Below are 18,546 nucleotides of genomic sequence, written 5' to 3' on the forward strand. Positions count from 1 at the left end.
GGTCTCAGCCGTTCAAACTTCAATCTGCGTGAGATGCAATAAAGCAAAAATCCCCGGCGAATTCACCGGGGACTGTTTGTCTGAAATCGGCTGAGACTGGTCAAAATGCAGCTTCAACACCCTCCATTTCAACGTAAACGCTTTTGATCTGGCTGTAATACTCAATAGCGGCATGACCGTTTTCGCGGCCAATGCCGGATTTCTTGTAGCCGCCAAAAGGCATTTCGATTGGAGTCAGATTGTAGGTGTTGATCCAGCAAGTCCCGGCCTGAAGCCTGCCGATCACGCGGTGCGCGCGTTGAATGTCTCGTGTGAAGACGCCTGCGGCAAGACCGAATTCGGTATCGTTGGCCCGTGTCACAACGTCATCTTCATCGTCGAAGTCGAGAACGCTGAGCACCGGCCCGAAAATCTCTTCCCTGGCAATGGTCATGTCGTCCTTGACATCGGCAAAAACCGTTGGCTGGACAAAGTAGCCATCAGGGAGACTGTCGACACTGGCAGCACCGCCGCCGCATACCAGCCGGGCGCCCTCCCGTTGACCGATCTGCATGTAGTGCATGACCTTGTCGAATTGCTGTCTGGAAACCAGCGGGCCGATATTCGTCGCTTCATCCAGCGGATCCCCAAGGAGTGCGTTGCCTGTGCGCTCGGCGAGGCGGGCTAGAAATTCTTCCTTGATCGCCTTGTGAACGAAAACACGCGTTCCGTTCGAACAAATCTGTCCGCTTGAATAGAAGTTTGCGTTGATGGCAGCTGAAACTGCGTTCTCGATGTCGGCGTCGTCGAAGATGATAAGCGGTGACTTGCCGCCGAGTTCCAAGGTCGTCTTCTTCAGGTGTTCACCGGCAAGGGCGGCGACCTTCGCACCGGTCGGGACCGATCCTGTCAACGAGACCTTTGCAATATCGGGATGCGCAACCATCTTTGCGCCAACGTCGCCAAAACCCTGGATCACGTTGAAAACGCCATCCGGCAATCCGGCTTCGGTGAGTGCCTCGGCCAGTTTCAATGCGCTGAGCGGTGTGACCTCGGAAGGCTTGAAGATCATGGCGTTGCCGCAGACCAGCGCCGGTGCCGATTTCCAGCAGGCAATCTGGATCGGATAGTTCCAGGCACCGATCCCGAAGCAGACCCCGAGCGGCTCGCGTTTCGTATAGGCAAAGGATCCGCCAAGATCGATATGTTCGCCGGTAAGCGTCGCGGCCAAGCCGCCATAGTATTCAAGGCAGTCTGCGCCTGAAGCGGCGTCGGCGATGAGCGTTTCCTGCAGGGGTTTGCCTGTGTCGAGTGTTTCCAGCACCGAAAGGTCGTGGTTCTGCGCACGCAGCAGCTCAGCGGCACGGCGCAGAACCCGGCCACGTTCGGCAGGGGATGTCGCCGCCCAAACCTTCTGGCCTTCTTTCGCCGCTGAAACAGCAGCCTCAATGACCGCATCGTCCGCCGACTGGATTCGGGCAATGACCTCACCCGTCGCCGGATAAAGGGAATCAAACGGCGTTCCGGACTGGCTTTCCAGATAGGAACCGCCGACATAGTGCGAGGCTTTCGGTTGGGCGCGCATGAGGTGCTCCTGAAATTGATCTTGGGCCGCTGATCCGGCCTGGCGTTAGCGTTGGCTGTTTTCCCAGTCCGGATGGATCCAGGGCTGCTGGTTCGAGGCCGGAAGCGGGTCTTTGCCCAGGATATGATCGGAGGCCTTCTCACCGACCATGATCGAAGGGGCATTGAGGTTGCCATTGGTGATTTGCGGGAAAATGGAGCTGTCTGCAACACGCAACCCATCGACGCCGATCACACGGCATTGCGGGTCGACAACAGCCGTCGCATCGTCCGCTGCACCCATCTTGCAGGTTCCGCAAGGATGATAGGCGCTTTCCACATGCTCGCGGATGAAATCGTTGAGCGCTTCATCGCTTTGCACATTGTCTCCCGGCTGGATTTCCTTGCCGCGATAGGGCGCGAATGCCTCCTGACCGAATATTTCCCGCGTCAGACGGATACAGGTTCTGAAGTCCTCCCAGTCCTCTTCATGCGACATGTAGTTGAAGAGGATCGACGGTTTGTCCTTCGGGTCACCGGATTTCAGCGAAATGCGGCCGCGCGACTTTGACCGCATCGGGCCGACATGTGCCTGAAACCCATGCCCTTCCGCCGCCGCCTGGCCGTCATAACGCACGGCAAAGGGCAGGAAGTGATACTGCACGTCCGGATATTTGATGCCTGGCTTTGTTCGGATAAAGGCGCAACTCTCGAACTGGTTCGACGCGCCAAGGCCATTCTTGAAGAACAGCCACTGGGCACCGATCATTGCCTTGGAGAAGAGGTTCCAGTGCTTGTAGAGCGTGATCGGCTGCGTACATGCCTGCTGGATGTAAAGTTCCAGATGGTCCTGCAGGTTGGCACCGACTCCGGGCCGGTCTGCAACGACTTCGATGCCCAACTCAGACAGCTGGTCGGCAGGGCCGATGCCGGAAAGCATCAGTATCTTGGGTGAGTTGATGGACGAAGCGGCAAGAACGACTTCGCGCGCGGCCCGGGCTTCGCGGATTTCGCCGCCGGTCTCGAATTCGACACCAACGGCGCGGTTGTTTTCGATCAGAACCTTGCGGACAAGTGCGCCCTTTATCAGTTCCAGATTGCCGCGCTTGAGGGCGGGCTTCAGATAGGCGTTGGCGGCAGACCAGCGACGGCCCTTGTGGACCGTCATCTCCATGTCGCCGAAACCTTCCTGCTTTTCACCGTTATAGTCTTCCGTGACGCCATAGCCCGCCTGCTGACCGGCATCGCGGAAGGCATGAAACAGGGGGTTCCACTTTGTGCCGCGCTGCACATGCAAGGGGCCGTCGGTCCCGCGCCAGCCATTCTGTCCCTGCGGGTTCTGTTCAAGCCGCTTGTAGTAGGGCAGGACATGCCGGTAGCCCCAGCCGCTTGCCCCCATTTCTTCCCAGGTATCGAAGTCGCAGGCGTGGCCGCGCACGTAGACCATGCCGTTGATGGAGGACGATCCGCCGATCACCTTGCCGCGCGGTGTCGCAAGCCGGCGTCCGCCAAGGTGAGGCTCCGGCTCGCTCTCAAAACCCCAGTCGTAAATCGGCAGGTTCATGGGATAGGAAAGCGCCGCCGGCATCTGGATCAGCGGGCCAACATCAGTCCCGCCGAATTCCAGCACCAGCACCCGGTTGTTCGGATCTTCCGACAAGCGGTTCGCCATGGCGCATCCTGCGGAGCCGGCACCCACGATAATGAAGTCAAACTGGTCAGGCATGAAAGAGCTCCTGCTCAGCCGTTGTCGGCACGGTTCGTGTAAGCGGCGATTTTGGTTTCAACATAGTCTTCAACGATTGCGATCGCTGCCTGCCGGTCCGGACGGGCATCGCTCAAGGCCTGGCGGATCCAGACACCATCGATCATCGAAGCCGTTCCCTCTGCAACACGCTGCGCCTCGGCACGTGGCATGAATGAGCGCAGATTGAATGTCAGATTTGAAGCCAGCCGTGCCGCATAAACACGCAACAACCGGCTGTTGCTCTTCGTCGTGCGCGACTGCACGTAAAAAGCGAGCCATGCGGCTATCACGGCGGGCTGGAACTGGTCGGTCGCAAAGTTGCCGGTGATGATTGCCGAAATGCGTTCGCGCGGTGTTTCAGCGCGGGCAAGGTCCTTGCGGATTGCGCGGCCGAGTTCGGTCAACAGATGTCGCATTGTTGCTGCAAGCAATTGGTCTTTCGACCCGAAATAGTGGTGAACCAACCCGCCGGAGACGCCAGCGCGCTTGGCGATCTGGGCCATCGTGATGTCGCTGTAACCACGTTCATGAATTGCGTCGACGGTCGCATCGATCAGGCTTTTCCGACGTTCCGCTTCCATTCCGACTTTGGGCATCGCAATCTCCGGGCTTTCCCGAGTATTATTTTTAATTGAACGTTCAATCAATGAAAACTTGCAAAATTTTGCAGTGGATGTTTGGATTGCGCCGGGGCAGGGTCTTGGAGGAATGTCACGGACACTTCTGACGTCCGTCCTTCGCGGGTTCCGGCGTTATGCGCCGTGCAGGACCACGCACCCTGTAAAATAGATAAGTCAGCTTTCCGAAGGAGGTATACTCATGAACATTGCAGCGAAACTCGCTGGAGGTCTGGCACTTAGCCTGATGCTGTCCGGCACGGCACTTGCCAGCGACCCGGATGCCTGCAAGACGGTTCGGTTCTCGGACGTCGGCTGGACGGATATCACGGCAACGACGGCAGCGACATCGGTGGTGCTTGAAGCGCTTGGCTATGAACCGGATGTAAAATTGCTGTCCGTGCCGGTTACCTATGCGTCCCTTAAGAACAAGGACATCGACATCTTCCTCGGCAATTGGATGCCGACAATGGAAGGCGATATCAAGAATTACCGTGAAGATGGGTCGGTCGAAACCGTTCGCGCCAATCTGGAAGGGGCCAAATACACGCTCGCGGTTCCGAAATACACCTATGACAAGGGCCTGAAGAGCTTCCAGGACATCGCCAAGTTCCGGGACGATCTTGATGGCAAGATCTACGGCATTGAGCCGGGCAATGACGGCAATCGCCTGATCATCGGCATGATCGACGAAAACCTTTTTGGTCTCGAAGGCTTTGAAGTTGTTGAGTCGTCCGAGCAGGGCATGCTCGCCCAAGTGACGCGTGCCGGAAGACGGGAAAACGATATCGTCTTCCTCGGCTGGGAACCACATCCGATGAACGCCAATTTCGAGATGGCCTATCTGGAAGGTGGCGACGACATTTTCGGCCCGAACTTCGGTGGCGCGACGGTCTACACGAATGTCCGCGCGGGCTACACCAAAGAGTGCCCGAACGTCGGCAAGTTTCTTGAAAACCTCGAGTTCTCGCTTGCCATGGAAAACGAGATCATGGGCGCGATCCTGACTGATGGAGAGGATCCGAACAAGGCGGCAGCAGCTTGGTTAAAAGAGCATCCCGCTACATTCGAAAGCTGGCTGGTGGGTGTAAAGACATTCGACGGAGGCGACTCGTTTGCCGCTGTGAAAGGTGCACTTGGCCTCTAAGGTTTAAACCTTACTGGGACGCCGGCTTGATCGCCGGCGTCTTTGTTTTAGACACAGAAGGGGCGACAAGTTGGACTGGCTTACAGAGAACAAAATACCGATCGGCAAATGGGCAAAAAACGGCGTTGATTGGCTGACAGAAAACGCTTACTGGATATTCGACGGAATTTCCGCATTTCTCCTTGCAATGATTGATGGAATTCTCTGGGTTCTTCAGGCTCCACATCCATTGCTGTTGGTCGCGATCATCGTTGCTTTGGCTTTCCTGGTCCAACGGACATTAACCTTTGCTGCCCTTGTGGCCGCGTGTCTGCTTTTGATCATCAATCAGGGGTACTGGGAACAGACTACTGAAACACTGGCGCTTGTGGTCTCATCGTCTGTTGTCTGTATGGTTGTGGGTGTTCCGGTCGGTGTTCTTGCTGCGCACAATCCAAAATTCTATTCCTTTTTGCGTCCTGTGCTCGACTTGATGCAAACCCTTCCAACCTTTGTCTATTTGATCCCCGCTCTCATTCTATTCGGTCTTGGCATGGTCCCCGGTCTTGTCGCGACGGTTATTTTTGCGATACCAGCCCCGATCCGGCTCACCCAACTCGGTGTTTCCTCGACCCCAAATGCGTTACTTGAAGCAGGTAAGGCGTTCGGGGCAACCAAGTCGCAGCTGTTATGGAAGGTCGAACTTCCCTATGCGCTGCCACAAATCAAAGCGGGTTTGACCCAGACAATCATGTTATCGCTTTCTATGGTGGTCATCGCAGCACTTGTTGCAGCCGACGGACTTGGTGAACCTGTACTGCGCGCGCTTAATACGGCCAATATTGCTCTCGGGTTTGAGTCAGGGCTGTGCATTGTCCTCATTGCAATTGTGCTTGACCGCTTCTTCCGCTCCAAAGAGGGGGCCAAGCGATGACTAACATGTCCGGAACCCCGATTGTCACTTTCAAGGATGTCGACATCGTTTTCGGCGATGATCCAAAGTCCGCATTGCCATTGGTAGACGCACGCAAGACGCGTCAGGAAATCCAGGCCGAAACTGGACAGATCCTCGGCGTCGCAGGAGCCAGCCTCGATATCCACGAGGGCGAAGTTCTGGTGCTGATGGGCCTTTCCGGGTCTGGCAAGTCGACTTTGCTGCGTGCGGTCAACGGTCTCAATCCGGTGATCCGCGGCGAAGTTCAGGTCCATGACGGCAGCCGTTACGTGAACCCGGAAACCTGTTCATCCACCGAACTGCGTGAGTTGCGCCGTAGCCGGATTGCCATGGTGTTCCAGCAATTCGGACTGCTGCCCTGGCGCACGGTCGCTGAAAATGTGGGCTTCGGTCTCGAACTTGCCGGAATGTCGGTCAAGGACCGCGCGGCCAAGGTTGAAACCCAGCTCAAGCTCGTCGGCCTCTCCGGTTGGGGTGAGAAATACGTTCACGAACTGTCGGGCGGCATGCAGCAGCGTGTCGGCCTGGCCCGCGCATTTGCCACGGACGCACCGATCCTGCTGATGGACGAACCGTTTTCGGCCCTTGATCCCCTTATCCGCGACAAGCTCCAGGACGAGTTGCTGGATCTGCAAAAGGAACTGAACCGGACGATCATCTTTGTCAGTCATGATCTCGACGAGGCCGCCAAGATCGGTTCACGCATCGCGATCATGGAAGGTGGCCGTGTCATTCAGCTCGGAACACCGCAGGAAATCGTCAAGAACCCTGCAGACGACTACGTGTCGGACTTCGTCAGCCACATGAACCCGCTCAACGTACTGCGCGCACGCGACATCATGGTGCCTCCGGGAAGTCTTCCGGGATCTCTCGCAAGTGGACCGACCTGCGAAAGCGGCACACCCGTCCGCGAAGTCGCCAAGCTTAAGAAATCCAGCTCCGAGCCCGTCATCGTTCAAAGTGACGGCGCGATCGTGGGTGTCATCGGCGAGAAAGAACTTCTCGACTGCATGTTGAAGTGAGGTGTGCTGCACCAAGAACCAACACTCTCGACGTCAACGCATTGATTGTTGGTCCTACCCAATGGGCCAAAGTTTCGCTGCACAACTCTAAACGCCGGAAATTCGTGACCCATCCTTCGAGACGGACCTCGCGGTCCTCCTCAGGATGAGGCTGTTGGTAACAAGCAAGTTCCAAGGTTGCAAAATCGAACGACTTCATCCTGAGGAAGCGCGAAAGCGCTGTCTCGAAGGATGGGCCGCCAAAGCCGTGAGCGTGGACGTTGCGTGAGCGCCAGCCGCACCAGAAAGGCAATAGTGAATTGCCCGACTACCTTAGAACGCACTCGAGTGTGTCTGATGAGCTCCTGAAAGCCTCACCTTCGTCATCCCGGACGCAGCGAAGCGGAGATCCGGGACCGGAGAGGCAAAAACAGCCCTTGGTTTGGTAATGATCACGCATGTTGGGGCTCACCGATCCCCGCTCGCACTCCGTTTGGCCGGGATGACGACGATAGGCTTGTGGATGGGACTGAGAGAGTCTTGTGCGTGTTTGGCAATCACGCCAGTGAAAGAAATGTTCGCCTGCCACAAACCGTACCTTCGCGTAGTGCGAGGGGGTGAAATTCACTCTTGTAGCGACGGAAGAGGTTGTGAAACTGAGCGGAGGTTTTGTCGCAAAAAAAACGGGGCCGATTGGCCCCGTTTCCTTTGTCTCAAGCGAGCTTGATAGGAAACCCGCGAAACAGGGTCAAAGCAGCTCGAGCTGGGCTGCCTGCTTGCCGCGGCCGCGGCGATCGTCTTCGGCGACGAAAGAAATTTTCGCACCTTCAACGGGCGTACCGATTCCGGCCTGCTCGAATGCGGTCACGTGGACGAAAACGTCCTTGCCGCCGCTGTCCGGTGTGATGAAGCCGAAACCGCGGTCGTGGTTGAAAAACTTGATGGTGCCGTTCTCACGCATGGAGAAACCTTTCCGTTAGTGTGTGCGCCTGCCCGTTCCCGGCAGAACGCGGATATACGAGAAGTCAACAAGAAACGGAAAGCTTGGGTATTCAGAGCAGTGCTTGATGGAGCGCTGCCGAAGTCAGTCTCACCGGGTCTTTCGTCATGTCCCGTACGGCGCAACGCGCGCCGATGCGCGACAATGTAGGTCTGAGGTGGTGGCGTGGCAAGTGAAACAAGTGTGAGATTTCTCTTAGTTTGCACGAAATGCAGAATTCTTTTTGTGGTCTGGTTCGCACCATCTTTTTGACAAGCTGCGGTTCGAACCTTCGGATTGGAGACCAGGTGAGGTAAATCGGCATTGATCAGGTTAGCCTTTTTGGCTGTGCTGTGGGCACTTTCAGCCAGCCCCGCGATGTCAGGAAGCCCGGTCCGCGGCGAGAAGACCTGTCCCCTTGGCGGCGAAAAGTTTGAAATCGTCGAAACCATGATGTGCACGATCATGGGCAGAACCATGTCCTTCAGACAGGTGACGACCTGTGAGTTTGTTACCAAACTGCCGGTGTGCCCCTCAAACGGCCTGCCCCTTTATCGGGAGTTTTCAGAGCGGGAACTGGAGCAGCTCGGGAAGTTTGTTGAGACCGAGGACTATAAGGTCATCCGGAAACTTCCTCCCTGGCAGCGCGCTTACAAGCTCGCAGAGGTCCTGGAGCATACGCGTTCGAAAGGTGCTTTCCTGATTTTGTTGCAGGCTTTTTGGTTCGAGAACGAAGCGCTTTTGAAAAATGGGGACCTCTTTGAGGAGTTTATCGAAGAGGCGGAAGCCGAATTCGGCCGGGTCGATAAGGAAAAGCCGTTTGTTGCGGCCATCACCGGATATGCGCTCGCTCTTGCGGACGAAACCGAACTTGCTGATGAATGGCTGGCCCGCGCGGTGTCTTTGGCCGACGCCATGGATGAGCAAAACGAAAACGCCGACTATCTTCGGGCTTACCTGTCACGCGTGAGCGAATGTCAGGACAATATGGCGTCGCAGGCGTGTCACCCGGACGCTGTTTTCCGGCCCTGACGACCAAATTTCCGTAAAGTGACCTCTTGTGACTCCAGTCACAGAGCGAAGTATTCGGGGCGGCTATTGTCCTTTCATGAGGTGAGGCGGAGAGACAGTGATTGCCTCGCAAAAATGAAGGGACAACGGAATGTTCAAGAAAATCGCAACCACAACCACTGCGCTGGCTCTTGTCGCCGGTGTCATGCTTACCTCCCAGACGACGACCGCTCAAGCCGGCAACAATGGCTGGCGCGTCGGTGCCGGTATCGCCGGTGGCATTGCAGCAGGCGCAATCATCGGTTCTGCTCTGTCCCGCCCCCGTTACGTGGCACCGCGTTACTACGCTCCGCCGCCTGCATATTATCCGGCACCGGCTCCGGTCGTAACCTATCGTCCGGCACCGTGGTCCCCGGCCTGGTACAACTATTGCCGCGCCAAATACCGTTCGTTCAACCCGAACACAGGCTACTTCCTGGCTTATTCCGGTCAGTACAAGTTCTGCCGCTAAGCGCATCGGGTTTTCGGGAACCGGGCATCCGGTTCCGGCCAGTTAAATGACAATGCAACAAAGCCGGTAAGAAAATGACACCCGCGTGTGTTTCCGGCGTTCTCCCTGCAAGGTTCTCCTCCCAGCCTTGCAGGGAGTTTTTGTTTAGCCGCCGGATATTCGTTTGGCCGCCCGCATGATCGTCTCCAGCTGATTGAGAAACCGCGACCGGTCAGCCTTGGTAAAGGACGGTCCGCTTTCGCGGATTTCACCAGTTTCCCGCAAATGCGTGTTGAGGTCGCGCATCGCAAGCCGCATGCCCATGGCGTCTTCGCGAAAGGGTTTTCCAGTCGGGCCGATTACCATTGCTCCCGCATTGACACAGCGCGCAGCAAGCGGCACGTCAGCCGTCACAACGACATCACCGGCCTTTGCCCGATCCGCAATCCAGTTGTCGGCTTCATCCGGGCCCTCGGGAACGACAACGCGCTCGATCAGGTCGCCTTCGGGCAGCCGCATCCAGCTGTTGGAGACGAATGTGATTGTCACATTGTGACGCTCTCCCACACGAATCGCCTCGTTTTTCACCGGGCACGCATCGGCGTCTACGTAAAGAATCGTCATGGGCTCGTTATACAGCTTTCTGTTCGAGATAACGTTTGATGCCTTGAACGGCACAATGGCTCGTCGCAAAACAGGCCTGCAAGAGGTAACCGCCGGTCGGAGCTTCCCAGTCGAGCATTTCTCCGGCAGCAAAAACACCAGGCAGTTTCTCGAGCATCAGATCCGGGGTCAATTCGGCAAGGGCAATGCCACCAGCCGATGAGATCGCGCGGTCGATCGAATAAGGCGCTGTGCAAGTTATCGGCACGGACTTGACCAGGCTGGCAAGACCAGCAGGGGATTCGGGTAAAGGGCCTGTCTCACGAAGCAGTGCCATTTCAAGCGGCGTCACTTTGAGGCTCTTTTTCAGGAAGGTGGACAGAGACTGCTTGGCCCGCGGGCGCGAGAGCTTTTCGGCTATGGCGCCTGCATCCATGGCAGGACGCAAATCAATAACAAGCCGTGCGGAACCGGCCGTGTTGATGATCTCGCGGATATCTGCAGACAAGGCATAGACTGCGCCTCCTTCAAGGCCCTTCTCCGACACAATCGCTTCGCCAAACCGGCTTTTGTCACCCATCCTGAGTTCGACCCGTTTCAACGGGTGGCCAGCGAACCGTTCCTTGAGATAAGGGCTCCATGAAATGTGAAAGCCACAATTTGCGGGCTGAAAAGGTGTGATGCCGACGCCGCGTTCTTTGAGGTTAGGAACCCATTTTGCCGTGGAGCCCAGCTTCGGCCAGCTCGCTCCGCCGAGCGCAAGCAGTAAGGCGCGTGCCGGCATGGGGTGCGGATCTTCGTCTCCGGATTGCACCAGAGCTCTTCCGGATGAACTCAGCCCGGCGAACCTGTGACGCGTCAGCAGTTCAACGCCGTTGGTTTGCAATCGGCGCAGCAGCGCGCGCAGCAGGGGCGAGGCTTTCATGGAGGTCGGGAACACCCGGCCGCTTGAGCCGACAAATGTCGTCTGCCCGAGCTCATGGCACCATGCGGTCAGGGCATCCGGTGGAAAGCATTCGATCAGTGGGGCGAGAAAGGGCGCCGCGTCGCGGTACCGCCCAAGGAACGTCTTCACATCCTCACTATGCGTGAGGTTGAGACCGCCGCGTCCGGCCATCAGAAACTTGCGGGCGGGCGACGGCATCTGATCGACGATTGTCACCGAGTATCCCGCAGCGGACAGTTGATCGGCGGCATAAAGTCCGGCGGGACCTGCGCCAATGATAAGCACGTCAAGCATGGGGCCTTATAAGGCGACACCGGCCGATCGCGCCACCACTGAATGCACAATCAAGATGGTCTTTGCTGTGGTACATGTCAGCTGATCGGAGCGAGACAAATAGGCGAACCTGAACCGTCTGCCAACGTCATCGCTTGGAAGTCTTGTCCAGCAGGTCTGCCTCATAGGCCTTTGCGACCCGCAGGAAACGTGCGTGGGCATAGTTTATCGAAAGGATGAACCCCCACCAGCCGTACTTGCGGTACTTGCGGACGAAATAGGCCTTGAAGAAACTTACCGGAAACTCCGTCAGGAGGCGGGAACGCGGCAATGAGCGGCCGCGGGCGCGCATGTCCTCGACCTGCATTCCGGAATAGCGATTGTATTTGCCGACCTGAAAATCAAGCGAGCGGATGGATCGGTGCGCCATGATGCCGGAGAGGTTTTCAATGCGCGCGCCCTCTTGCGGCCTGACCGTGTCATGCACCGTTGAGTCCGAAAACCGGCCCTTGCGCCGGTCATAAAGGCGTATCTGATGATAACCATAGGCCCACGGCGCGGGATCTGTTTCGTGGGCATACATGTCCCGGATCATGATGCGCCAGCCGTCGGCATCCGCATAACTTTTATTCGCGAATTTCGATTTGATCTCGTCGGCAAGTTCCGGCGTGACTTCTTCGTCTGCATCCAGATTAATGAGCCAGTCGTTGCGGCACTGGTCTTCGCCATAGCGCTTCTGCGGACCGTAGCCTTCCCAGTCCTTGTGCACGACCTTGGCACCAAGACCTTCAGCCACAGCGATCGTATCGTCGGTGGACCCGCTGTCGACGACGATGACCTCGTCAACCCAATCGATGACGCTTCGGATCGGGCGGGCGATCCGGTCGGCCTCGTTTTTCGAGATGATGAACGCGGACAGGGGAAGGCGGTCAGTCATTCAGGGTCCGGCTGGTTATGGAAAGGGCCGGCAGGGGCCCGGTGCGCCTTTTTAGCCGCACCGGGAAGTGTTTTGAAGCAAAGAAATCAGGATTTTACGCGGGCAAACACCGCATCCAGACCTTCAAGGGCCAAAGTGTTCTTGTGAACGGTCCCGGAAAAGCCCGGGGCGTTGAGATTTTCAAGCTCAAGTCCGTCCAGGATCAATGTCGCCGGCGTATCGGCGAGATTGAACGCGCAAAGCACGGTCTTGTTCTCGTAGCTGCGGGTGAAGACAAGGGTTTCGCCTTCGCTCTCAAGGAAGACCATGTCGCCTTTCTTCAACGGGGCAACACTCTGGCGCCAGGCATAAAATGTCCGGTTACGATTCAGGATGGAACCGGCATCCTTGTCCTGCTCGAACGCGGCAAGTTGCAGATGCTCGGCGGCAACCGGCAGCCAGGGCTCACCGTCCGAAAAGCCGCCGTTTCCATTGTCCTTTACCCACGGCATCGGCGTGCGGCACCCGTCCCGGCCCTTGTATTCGGGCCAGAACCGGATGCCGTAGGGGTCCTGAAGCTTCTCGAACGGGACTTCGGCCTGCGTCAGGCCGAGTTCTTCCCCCTGGTAAAGGCACGGGGTTCCGCGCAGGGAGGCACACAGGGCGGTTTCGAGCGGCGCGAAGCGGGCAAGGTCCTTGCCGTCTCCCCACCGGCTGCCGACGCGCTTGACGTCGTGGTTGGACAGCGCCCAACTGGCCCAGCCCGAGCCTATGCCGGCATTCATCTCTTCGACGATCCGCCGGATATAGGCGGCAGAATGCTGCGGTGTGAGCAGATCGAAGCTGTAGGCCATGTGGATGCGTTTGTCCGCATCCGTATAGGACGCCGTCAGCTCCACGGCCTGGCCGTCTGCACCGATCTCGCCGACCGACGTTGAGCCAGGATATTTGTCCAGAAGCGCGCGGAAGCGCTCAAGGAAAGCCAGGTTCTCCGGACGGGTCTTGTCGTAGACATGATCCTGAAACCCATACGGGTTGGTCGGATCGACCGTTGAAGGTGCTTCGTCAGCGCTCAAGGGCGGATTGTCTCTCAATTCCGCATCGTGAAAATAGAAATTCACTGTATCCAGGCGGAACCCGTCGACGCCGCGGTCCAGCCAGAACCGGGCCACATCCAGAACGGCGTCCTGGACGTCCGGATTGTGGAAGTTGAGGTCCGGCTGGCTCGTCAGGAAATTGTGCATGTAATACTGGCAACGCCGGCTGTCCCACTCCCATGCCGGGCCGCCGAATAGCGAAAGCCAGTTGTTCGGCGGAGTCCCGTCCGGTTTGGAATCCGCCCAGACGAACCAGTCCGCCTTTGCATTGTCTTTCGAAGAACGGCTTTCCTTGAACCAGGGATGCTGGTCGGATGTGTGCGAGATCACCAGATCGATCATGACTTTGAGGCCACGTTCATGTGCGGCCTTTGCCATGCGGTCGAAGTCGGCGAGCGTCCCGAACATCGGATCGACGTCCTCATAGTCGGAAACGTCGTAACCGAAATCCGCCATCGGCGAAGTGAAGAACGGGGAAAGCCAGATCGCGTCGACACCGAGCGACGCGATGTAGTCCATGCGTTCGGTAATACCGTTGAGGTCACCGATGCCGTCTCCATCGGAATCATTAAAGGAACGCGGGTAGATCTGGTAGATAACGGCTCCACGCCACCAGTCCGGGTCCTTGATGATCTTATCGGGCATAACGGCCTCGTGGCCGGTGTCGGCTTCCTCAAACATTGCCGGTCTCCGTTCCGCGATATGCAGCGGGGTTGTACTCAAAGCGCTTTGAATGGCTATATGCCGCGGATCATGAGGTCAAGTTACAACGCACAAAAAGCGGTGCGTATGACCAAAATTGATTGAAATCGGGTGCGATCATCCGCTCTGAAATGAAAAAACCGGCCCTGCGAAAACAGGACCGGCATTGCCAAAAAAACAGCTCAAAAAACGAATTTGTTTTGAACGTTTTTTTCGATAATTGCTAAACATGACAGGGGTATGAACAACTCCTCAGCGTAGTGCAGTCGCGAGAAAAATTTCGCGCGTCAAGTCGTCACAAGCACCTGAATCAAGAAAAAAGCAATCGGCTATATATATGAAAAAAAACGTGAAAAATAAGCGTAATGACGTTTAGGTCAATTTCTTCTTGCAATAACTCTTGGAAGCTGGGACTGTCCGGACCAGATAAGGTCCCATAGTGTTAGGTTTGGTTGGCTCCGGCGCGTGAGGTTCGCGCGAGCGCGCCCGTTTCCGGCACTGGATGCAATTGGAGGAAATCTCATGACGGCAGCGATGGTGGGATGGGCGCACATGCCCTTCGGCAAGCACGCGGAAGAAACGGTCGAAAGCATGATCGTCAAGGTGGCAGTCGACGCCATTCACGATGCCGGTATCGCACCGGAAGATGTCGATGAGATCCTGCTTGGCCACTTCAATGCCGGGTTCTCGCTTCAGGATTTTACCGCTTCACTGGTGTTGCAGGCCGATCCTGCCTTGCGTTTCAAACCGGCAACACGCGTGGAAAACGCCTGCGCCACCGGATCTGCCGCAGTCCATCAGGGCGTGCGTGCGATCGCCTCTGGTGATGCCCGCATCGTTCTGGTTGTCGGCGTTGAGCAGATGACCACAACGCCCGGCCCGGAAATCGGCAAGAACCTTCTGAAAGCCTCTTATCTCAAGGAAGAGGGTGACATTCCGGCCGGATTTGCCGGTGTCTTCGGCCAGATTGCAGCCTCCTATTTCCAAAAGTATGGCGACCAGTCAGACGCGCTTGCCAAGATCGCGGCCAAAAACCACAAGAACGGCACCGGCAATCCCTACGCCCAGATGCGCAAGGATCTCGGGTTCGAGTTCTGCCGCGCGGAAAGCGAAAAGAACCCTTACGTCGCCGGACCGCTCAAACGCACCGATTGCTCGCTTGTGTCCGACGGTGCCGCAGCTCTTGTCCTTACGGATCCGGCGACAGCGCTCGGCTTGAAGAAGGCCGTTGCCTTCCGCGGCATGGCCCATGTCCAGGACTTCCTGCCGATGTCGCGTCGCGACATTCTGAAGTTCGAAGGCTGCTCGAAAGCATGGGGTGAAGCGCTTGGCGACGCCAATCTCGCGCTGGAAGATCTTTCCTTTGTCGAAACCCACGACTGCTTCACCATCGCCGAACTCCTGGAATACGAGGCCATGGGTCTTGCGTCGGAAGGCGAAGGAGCAAGGGCAATCCTGGAGGGCTGGACCGAAATGGACGGCAAGCTGCCGGTCAATCCGTCCGGCGGTCTGAAGGCCAAGGGTCATCCGATCGGCGCAACCGGCGTTTCCATGCACGTTCTGACCGCCATGCAGCTCACCGGCACGGCAGGCGACATCCAGGTCAAGGACGCCGAAATCGGCGGCATCTTCAACATGGGAGGCGCCGCCGTCGCCAACTTCGTCTCCGTCATGCAGGCGATGCGGTAGCGCATTTTCTTTCCAACTGAAGAGCCGGCGGTTTGCGCCGGCTTTTTTGTGTCAGGCCAAATTTACTTGTCATCCCGGTTTGACGCGAGCCAGGACCGGGATCCAGTGGTCTGTGACCTCAAGTTATGGGCACTACTTTGAAACCGGTGACTACTGGATCCCTGCCTGCGCAGGGATGACAACTGGATGGTCGCGTGACGGACATTCACGACCGTCTTCCTGGAAAAACACAGCGTGAGCTGGGACCGGCGGCGTCTTCAACCTTTACGCCGCCGTGGCCGCCAACTTGGTCTCCGTCGTACAGGCGATGCGATAGCGCTTTTTGTTTCCGATTGAAGAGCCGGCGGTTTCTGCCGGCTTTTTTGTGTCAGACCCAATTTCCTTGTCATCCCGGTTTGGCGCGAGCCAAGACCGGGAACCAGTAGTCTGTAGCTTTAGGTAATTGGCACTGAATTGAGCCCGGTGACTACTGGATCCCTGCCTGTGCAGGGATGACAACTGGATTGCTGTGAAACGAGAAATATCCACCGTCGTCCCGGTCAAGCGAAGCGTGAGCCGGGACTGGAAAGCTTTGAAAAACCGCGTCATTCGTTACAAAGCCAGCGCCGATGCTCTCCGATCCCGGATCTCCACTATGTTGCGTCCGGGATGACGGCGTTTGGTAGATGCATGGACAATGGAATTCTGTGCTGCGCAACGAACTCCGCGCCGTGCCGGACTTGATCCGGGACCAACCCAAGCGACCTGGATAGTGGCTACGCAAGACCTGTGTGGTGACAGTGCAATCGAGCGGTATGGCCCCACAAGCTCCTTGGAAACACTGAGCGAATGTCCTGCCGGTATCTGTGAAAACGCTCACCTGAAAACGTGTTCTGGAACGGAAATCGGTCAAATGCCGGAACCGGAAAAAACTATTCCTCTTCCGCGCTGAGCTTTGAAAAGCGGTGCCCGGCGCATTGCGGGAGGGCAAATTACATTAAGGCCATCAGACTGGGATTGGAGACCCTTGCAGATGGCCAGCCGCCGCAGCGACACGATAAAAACGCTGAAAAAGCCTGAAGATCGCCTCGATGTCTTTCCGGCGTTCATGAAGGTTGCCGGTCAGCGTGTGCTCGTCGTTGGCCATGGCGGCGAAGCGGCTGCAAAGGTGCGTCTGCTTGGCGAAACCAATGCCAGCGTCGTCGTGATTTCGAAAGTCGTTGAAGCAGATCTTCGGGAGGCGATCCATCTCTTTCGGGCCGAGCATATCGCCGAAGACTTCCGCCCGGTACATCTTAACGGTGCCGCACTTGTTTTTTCGGCGCGTGAAGATTGGGATCTCGACAAGGCTGTTGTCGACGCCGCCCGGATCATGGGCGTCCCGGTCAATGCGGTCGACAAGCCCGAGCTTTGCGATTTCTACACCGGCGCGCTTGTGAACAGAGCGCCGATAGCCGTTGCAATCACTTCCACCGGTGTCGGTCCGGTTCTGTCCCGTCACATTCGTGCACGCATAGAGGCAATGCTGCCCCGCGCGACGGGCGAACTGGCGCGTCTGGCGGAAAGCTTTCGTGATGCGGCGACCAAGGTCATCACCGACGGAGCTCTGCGGCGCAATTTCTGGGCTCGCTTCTTCTCCGGTTCGGTTGCAACCAATCTTTATGCCGGCAAGGCCGATACGGCCCGCGCCGACGCGCAGCGTCTTTTGAACGGCATGGCCGACGAGCCGGGTTTTGTCTGGCTGGTTGGTGCAGGACCTGGTGCAGAGGATCTTCTGACGCTGCGGGCGCAGCGCCTGCTTCAGGAAGCCGATGTGATTGTCCACGACGCGCTGGTTCCCTCAAGCGTCGTCGCCATGGGGCGCCGCGATGCAGAGCGCATTTCGGTTGGCAAACGCAAAGGGGCTCATTCCGTGCCGCAGTCTGAAATCTGCGAGCTTCTGGTGAGCCTTGCTGATAAAGGCATGAAAGTTGTGCGCCTTAAGGCCGGCGATCCCATGATCTTCGGCCGGGCTGCAGAAGAAATGGAGGCGCTCCGCGCAGGTGGGGTCGGCTTTGAGATTGTCCCCGGCGTGACAGCAGCCTTCGCCGCGGCAGCCTCGGCCCAGATCCCGCTGACCCTGCGCGGTGTCGCCTCCAATCTCGTCTTTGCAACAGGTCACAACGCCAAGTCTGAGACACTGCCTGACTGGGCCGGTCTTGCGTTGAAGGGCGCGACCGTTGCCGTCTACATGGGCCGTACCGTTGCCGCCGCCGTTGCCGACAAGATGATCGGAGCGGGCCTGAAGCCTGATACGCCGGTCGCGGTCGTAGAAAACGCCGCGCATTCCGACGAACGCCTATTTGCCGGAACGCTCTCTGAACTCGCGGTTCTGTCGAACCGTGAAGAGATCGACGGACCGGTTCTCATTGTCATTGGCGAGGCCGTCGGTCACGCCGCACTGGATAAGGCCGAACCGCTGGCGCCGCATATTGTGGCCCGGGCTGCGGTCGCCTGAGGAAAAGAAAGCAAACGCTATGAAAGTCATCACAGCCAACCGCCTCCTCAACGGCGACGTCGTCTGGCTCGGCGAAAACGGCAACTGGGTCGAGCGTGTCACGCTTGCCAGCACCTTTGAGGGCAAGGACCAGGTCGCTCAGGGACTTGCCATCGGACAAGGCGCTGAAAAGGCGCAGAAAGTCGTTGGGGTCTACGAAATGGACGTGACGCTTGAGGACGGCGTGATCGTACCGGTCCGCCTGCGCGAGCGTATTCGTGCCGCAGGCCCGACCACACATCCCCAATTCGGCAAACAGGCACAGGCCGTCTCGGCCTGATCAGGACACAAGGAAAAGGCAGCGCCGCATAAGCAAAAACGGCAGCGCCAGCCAGGA

The 18,546-nt window shown here is 57.5% G+C and carries 16 protein-coding genes; 8 read left to right on the plus strand and 8 right to left on the minus strand.

Annotated elements, in window-relative coordinates; genetic code table 11:
* Positions 1–100 precede the first annotated feature (100 nt).
* From betB to betI, 3 genes are read right to left on the minus strand one after another with little or no spacing between them, the layout of a single operon-like run.
* Positions 101–1,564, minus strand: a complete 1,464-nt coding sequence (gene betB / locus ABVF61_RS16155) for a betaine-aldehyde dehydrogenase (protein ID WP_353994563.1) — start codon at positions 1,562–1,564, stop codon at positions 101–103.
* A gap of 45 nt (positions 1,565–1,609) precedes the next feature.
* Positions 1,610–3,268 carry a choline dehydrogenase gene (gene betA, locus ABVF61_RS16160; protein ID WP_353994564.1) on the minus strand — a complete coding sequence of 553 codons (1,659 nt, stop codon included), beginning with the start codon at positions 3,266–3,268 and terminating at the stop codon, positions 1,610–1,612.
* A 14-nt stretch (positions 3,269–3,282) separates the two neighbouring features.
* Positions 3,283–3,885, minus strand: a complete 603-nt coding sequence (betI, locus tag ABVF61_RS16165) for a transcriptional regulator BetI (protein ID WP_353994565.1) — start codon at positions 3,883–3,885, stop codon at positions 3,283–3,285.
* 223 nt (positions 3,886–4,108) lie between these two features.
* Here betI and ABVF61_RS16170 point away from each other — a divergent pair, with 223 nt between their 5' ends.
* The 3 genes from ABVF61_RS16170 (at position 4,109) to choV (ending at position 7,009) form a co-directional block, all read left to right on the plus strand.
* Positions 4,109–5,053 (plus strand): choline ABC transporter substrate-binding protein, encoded by a 945-nt coding sequence (locus ABVF61_RS16170; protein ID WP_502949971.1) that lies wholly within the window; start codon positions 4,109–4,111, stop codon positions 5,051–5,053.
* Positions 5,054–5,123: 70 nt separating this feature from the next.
* On the plus strand, positions 5,124–5,966 hold the full coding sequence (gene choW / locus ABVF61_RS16175; RefSeq protein WP_353994566.1) for a choline ABC transporter permease subunit: 843 nt from the start codon (positions 5,124–5,126) through the stop codon (positions 5,964–5,966).
* Entirely contained in the window at positions 5,963–7,009 is a 1,047-nt protein-coding gene (gene choV, locus ABVF61_RS16180) for a choline ABC transporter ATP-binding protein (protein WP_353994567.1), read from the plus strand. Before choW ends, choV begins: the two co-directional genes overlap by 4 nt.
* A gap of 727 nt (positions 7,010–7,736) precedes the next feature.
* Here the strand turns inward: choV and ABVF61_RS16185 are convergent.
* Positions 7,737–7,949 (minus strand): cold-shock protein, encoded by a 213-nt coding sequence (locus tag ABVF61_RS16185; RefSeq protein ID WP_299484415.1) that lies wholly within the window; start codon positions 7,947–7,949, stop codon positions 7,737–7,739.
* A 396-nt stretch (positions 7,950–8,345) separates the two neighbouring features.
* On the opposite strand from ABVF61_RS16185, the gene ABVF61_RS16190 reads away from it, so the two are divergent.
* Both ABVF61_RS16190 and ABVF61_RS16195 read left to right on the plus strand, forming a co-directional pair.
* On the plus strand, positions 8,346–8,999 hold the full coding sequence (locus ABVF61_RS16190) for a hypothetical protein (protein ID WP_353994568.1): 654 nt from the start codon (positions 8,346–8,348) through the stop codon (positions 8,997–8,999).
* 130 nt (positions 9,000–9,129) lie between these two features.
* Entirely contained in the window at positions 9,130–9,489 is a 360-nt protein-coding gene (locus ABVF61_RS16195; protein WP_502949972.1) for a BA14K family protein, read from the plus strand.
* Positions 9,490–9,633: 144 nt separating this feature from the next.
* Here the strand turns inward: ABVF61_RS16195 and ABVF61_RS16200 are convergent, their stop codons facing one another.
* The 4 genes from ABVF61_RS16200 to ABVF61_RS16215 form a co-directional block, all read right to left on the minus strand.
* A complete protein-coding gene (locus ABVF61_RS16200; protein ID WP_353994569.1) occupies positions 9,634–10,092 on the minus strand; it encodes a YaiI/YqxD family protein in 459 nt (152 codons plus the stop codon).
* 7 nt (positions 10,093–10,099) lie between these two features.
* Positions 10,100–11,311 carry a BaiN/RdsA family NAD(P)/FAD-dependent oxidoreductase gene (locus ABVF61_RS16205; RefSeq protein WP_353994570.1) on the minus strand — a complete coding sequence of 404 codons (1,212 nt, stop codon included), beginning with the start codon at positions 11,309–11,311 and terminating at the stop codon, positions 10,100–10,102.
* Between the two features lie 127 nt (positions 11,312–11,438).
* Positions 11,439–12,227 (minus strand): glycosyltransferase family 2 protein, encoded by a 789-nt coding sequence (locus ABVF61_RS16210; protein ID WP_353994571.1) that lies wholly within the window; start codon positions 12,225–12,227, stop codon positions 11,439–11,441.
* Between the two features lie 86 nt (positions 12,228–12,313).
* Complete coding sequence (locus tag ABVF61_RS16215; RefSeq protein ID WP_353994572.1) at positions 12,314–13,984, minus strand: alpha-glucosidase family protein; 1,671 nt, start codon at positions 13,982–13,984, stop codon at positions 12,314–12,316.
* A gap of 543 nt (positions 13,985–14,527) precedes the next feature.
* Here ABVF61_RS16215 and ABVF61_RS16220 point away from each other — a divergent pair.
* The 3 genes from ABVF61_RS16220 to ABVF61_RS16230 all read left to right on the plus strand — a co-directional run bounded on the left by ABVF61_RS16220 (position 14,528) and on the right by ABVF61_RS16230 (position 18,489).
* The gene (locus ABVF61_RS16220) at positions 14,528–15,694 is read left to right on the plus strand and encodes an acetyl-CoA acetyltransferase (RefSeq protein WP_353994573.1); all 1,167 of its coding nucleotides are present in this window, start codon (positions 14,528–14,530) and stop codon (positions 15,692–15,694) included.
* Positions 15,695–16,706: 1,012 nt separating this feature from the next.
* Complete coding sequence (gene cysG, locus ABVF61_RS16225) at positions 16,707–18,170, plus strand: siroheme synthase CysG (protein ID WP_353994574.1); 1,464 nt, start codon at positions 16,707–16,709, stop codon at positions 18,168–18,170.
* A gap of 19 nt (positions 18,171–18,189) precedes the next feature.
* Positions 18,190–18,489, plus strand: a complete 300-nt coding sequence (locus ABVF61_RS16230) for a DUF2849 domain-containing protein (protein ID WP_353994575.1) — start codon at positions 18,190–18,192, stop codon at positions 18,487–18,489.
* The last annotated feature ends 57 nt before the right edge of the window (positions 18,490–18,546 follow it).

The sequence above is a fragment of the Roseibium sp. HPY-6 genome (genome assembly GCF_040530035.1).
In the GTDB taxonomy this organism is placed as follows: domain Bacteria; phylum Pseudomonadota; class Alphaproteobacteria; order Rhizobiales; family Stappiaceae; genus Roseibium.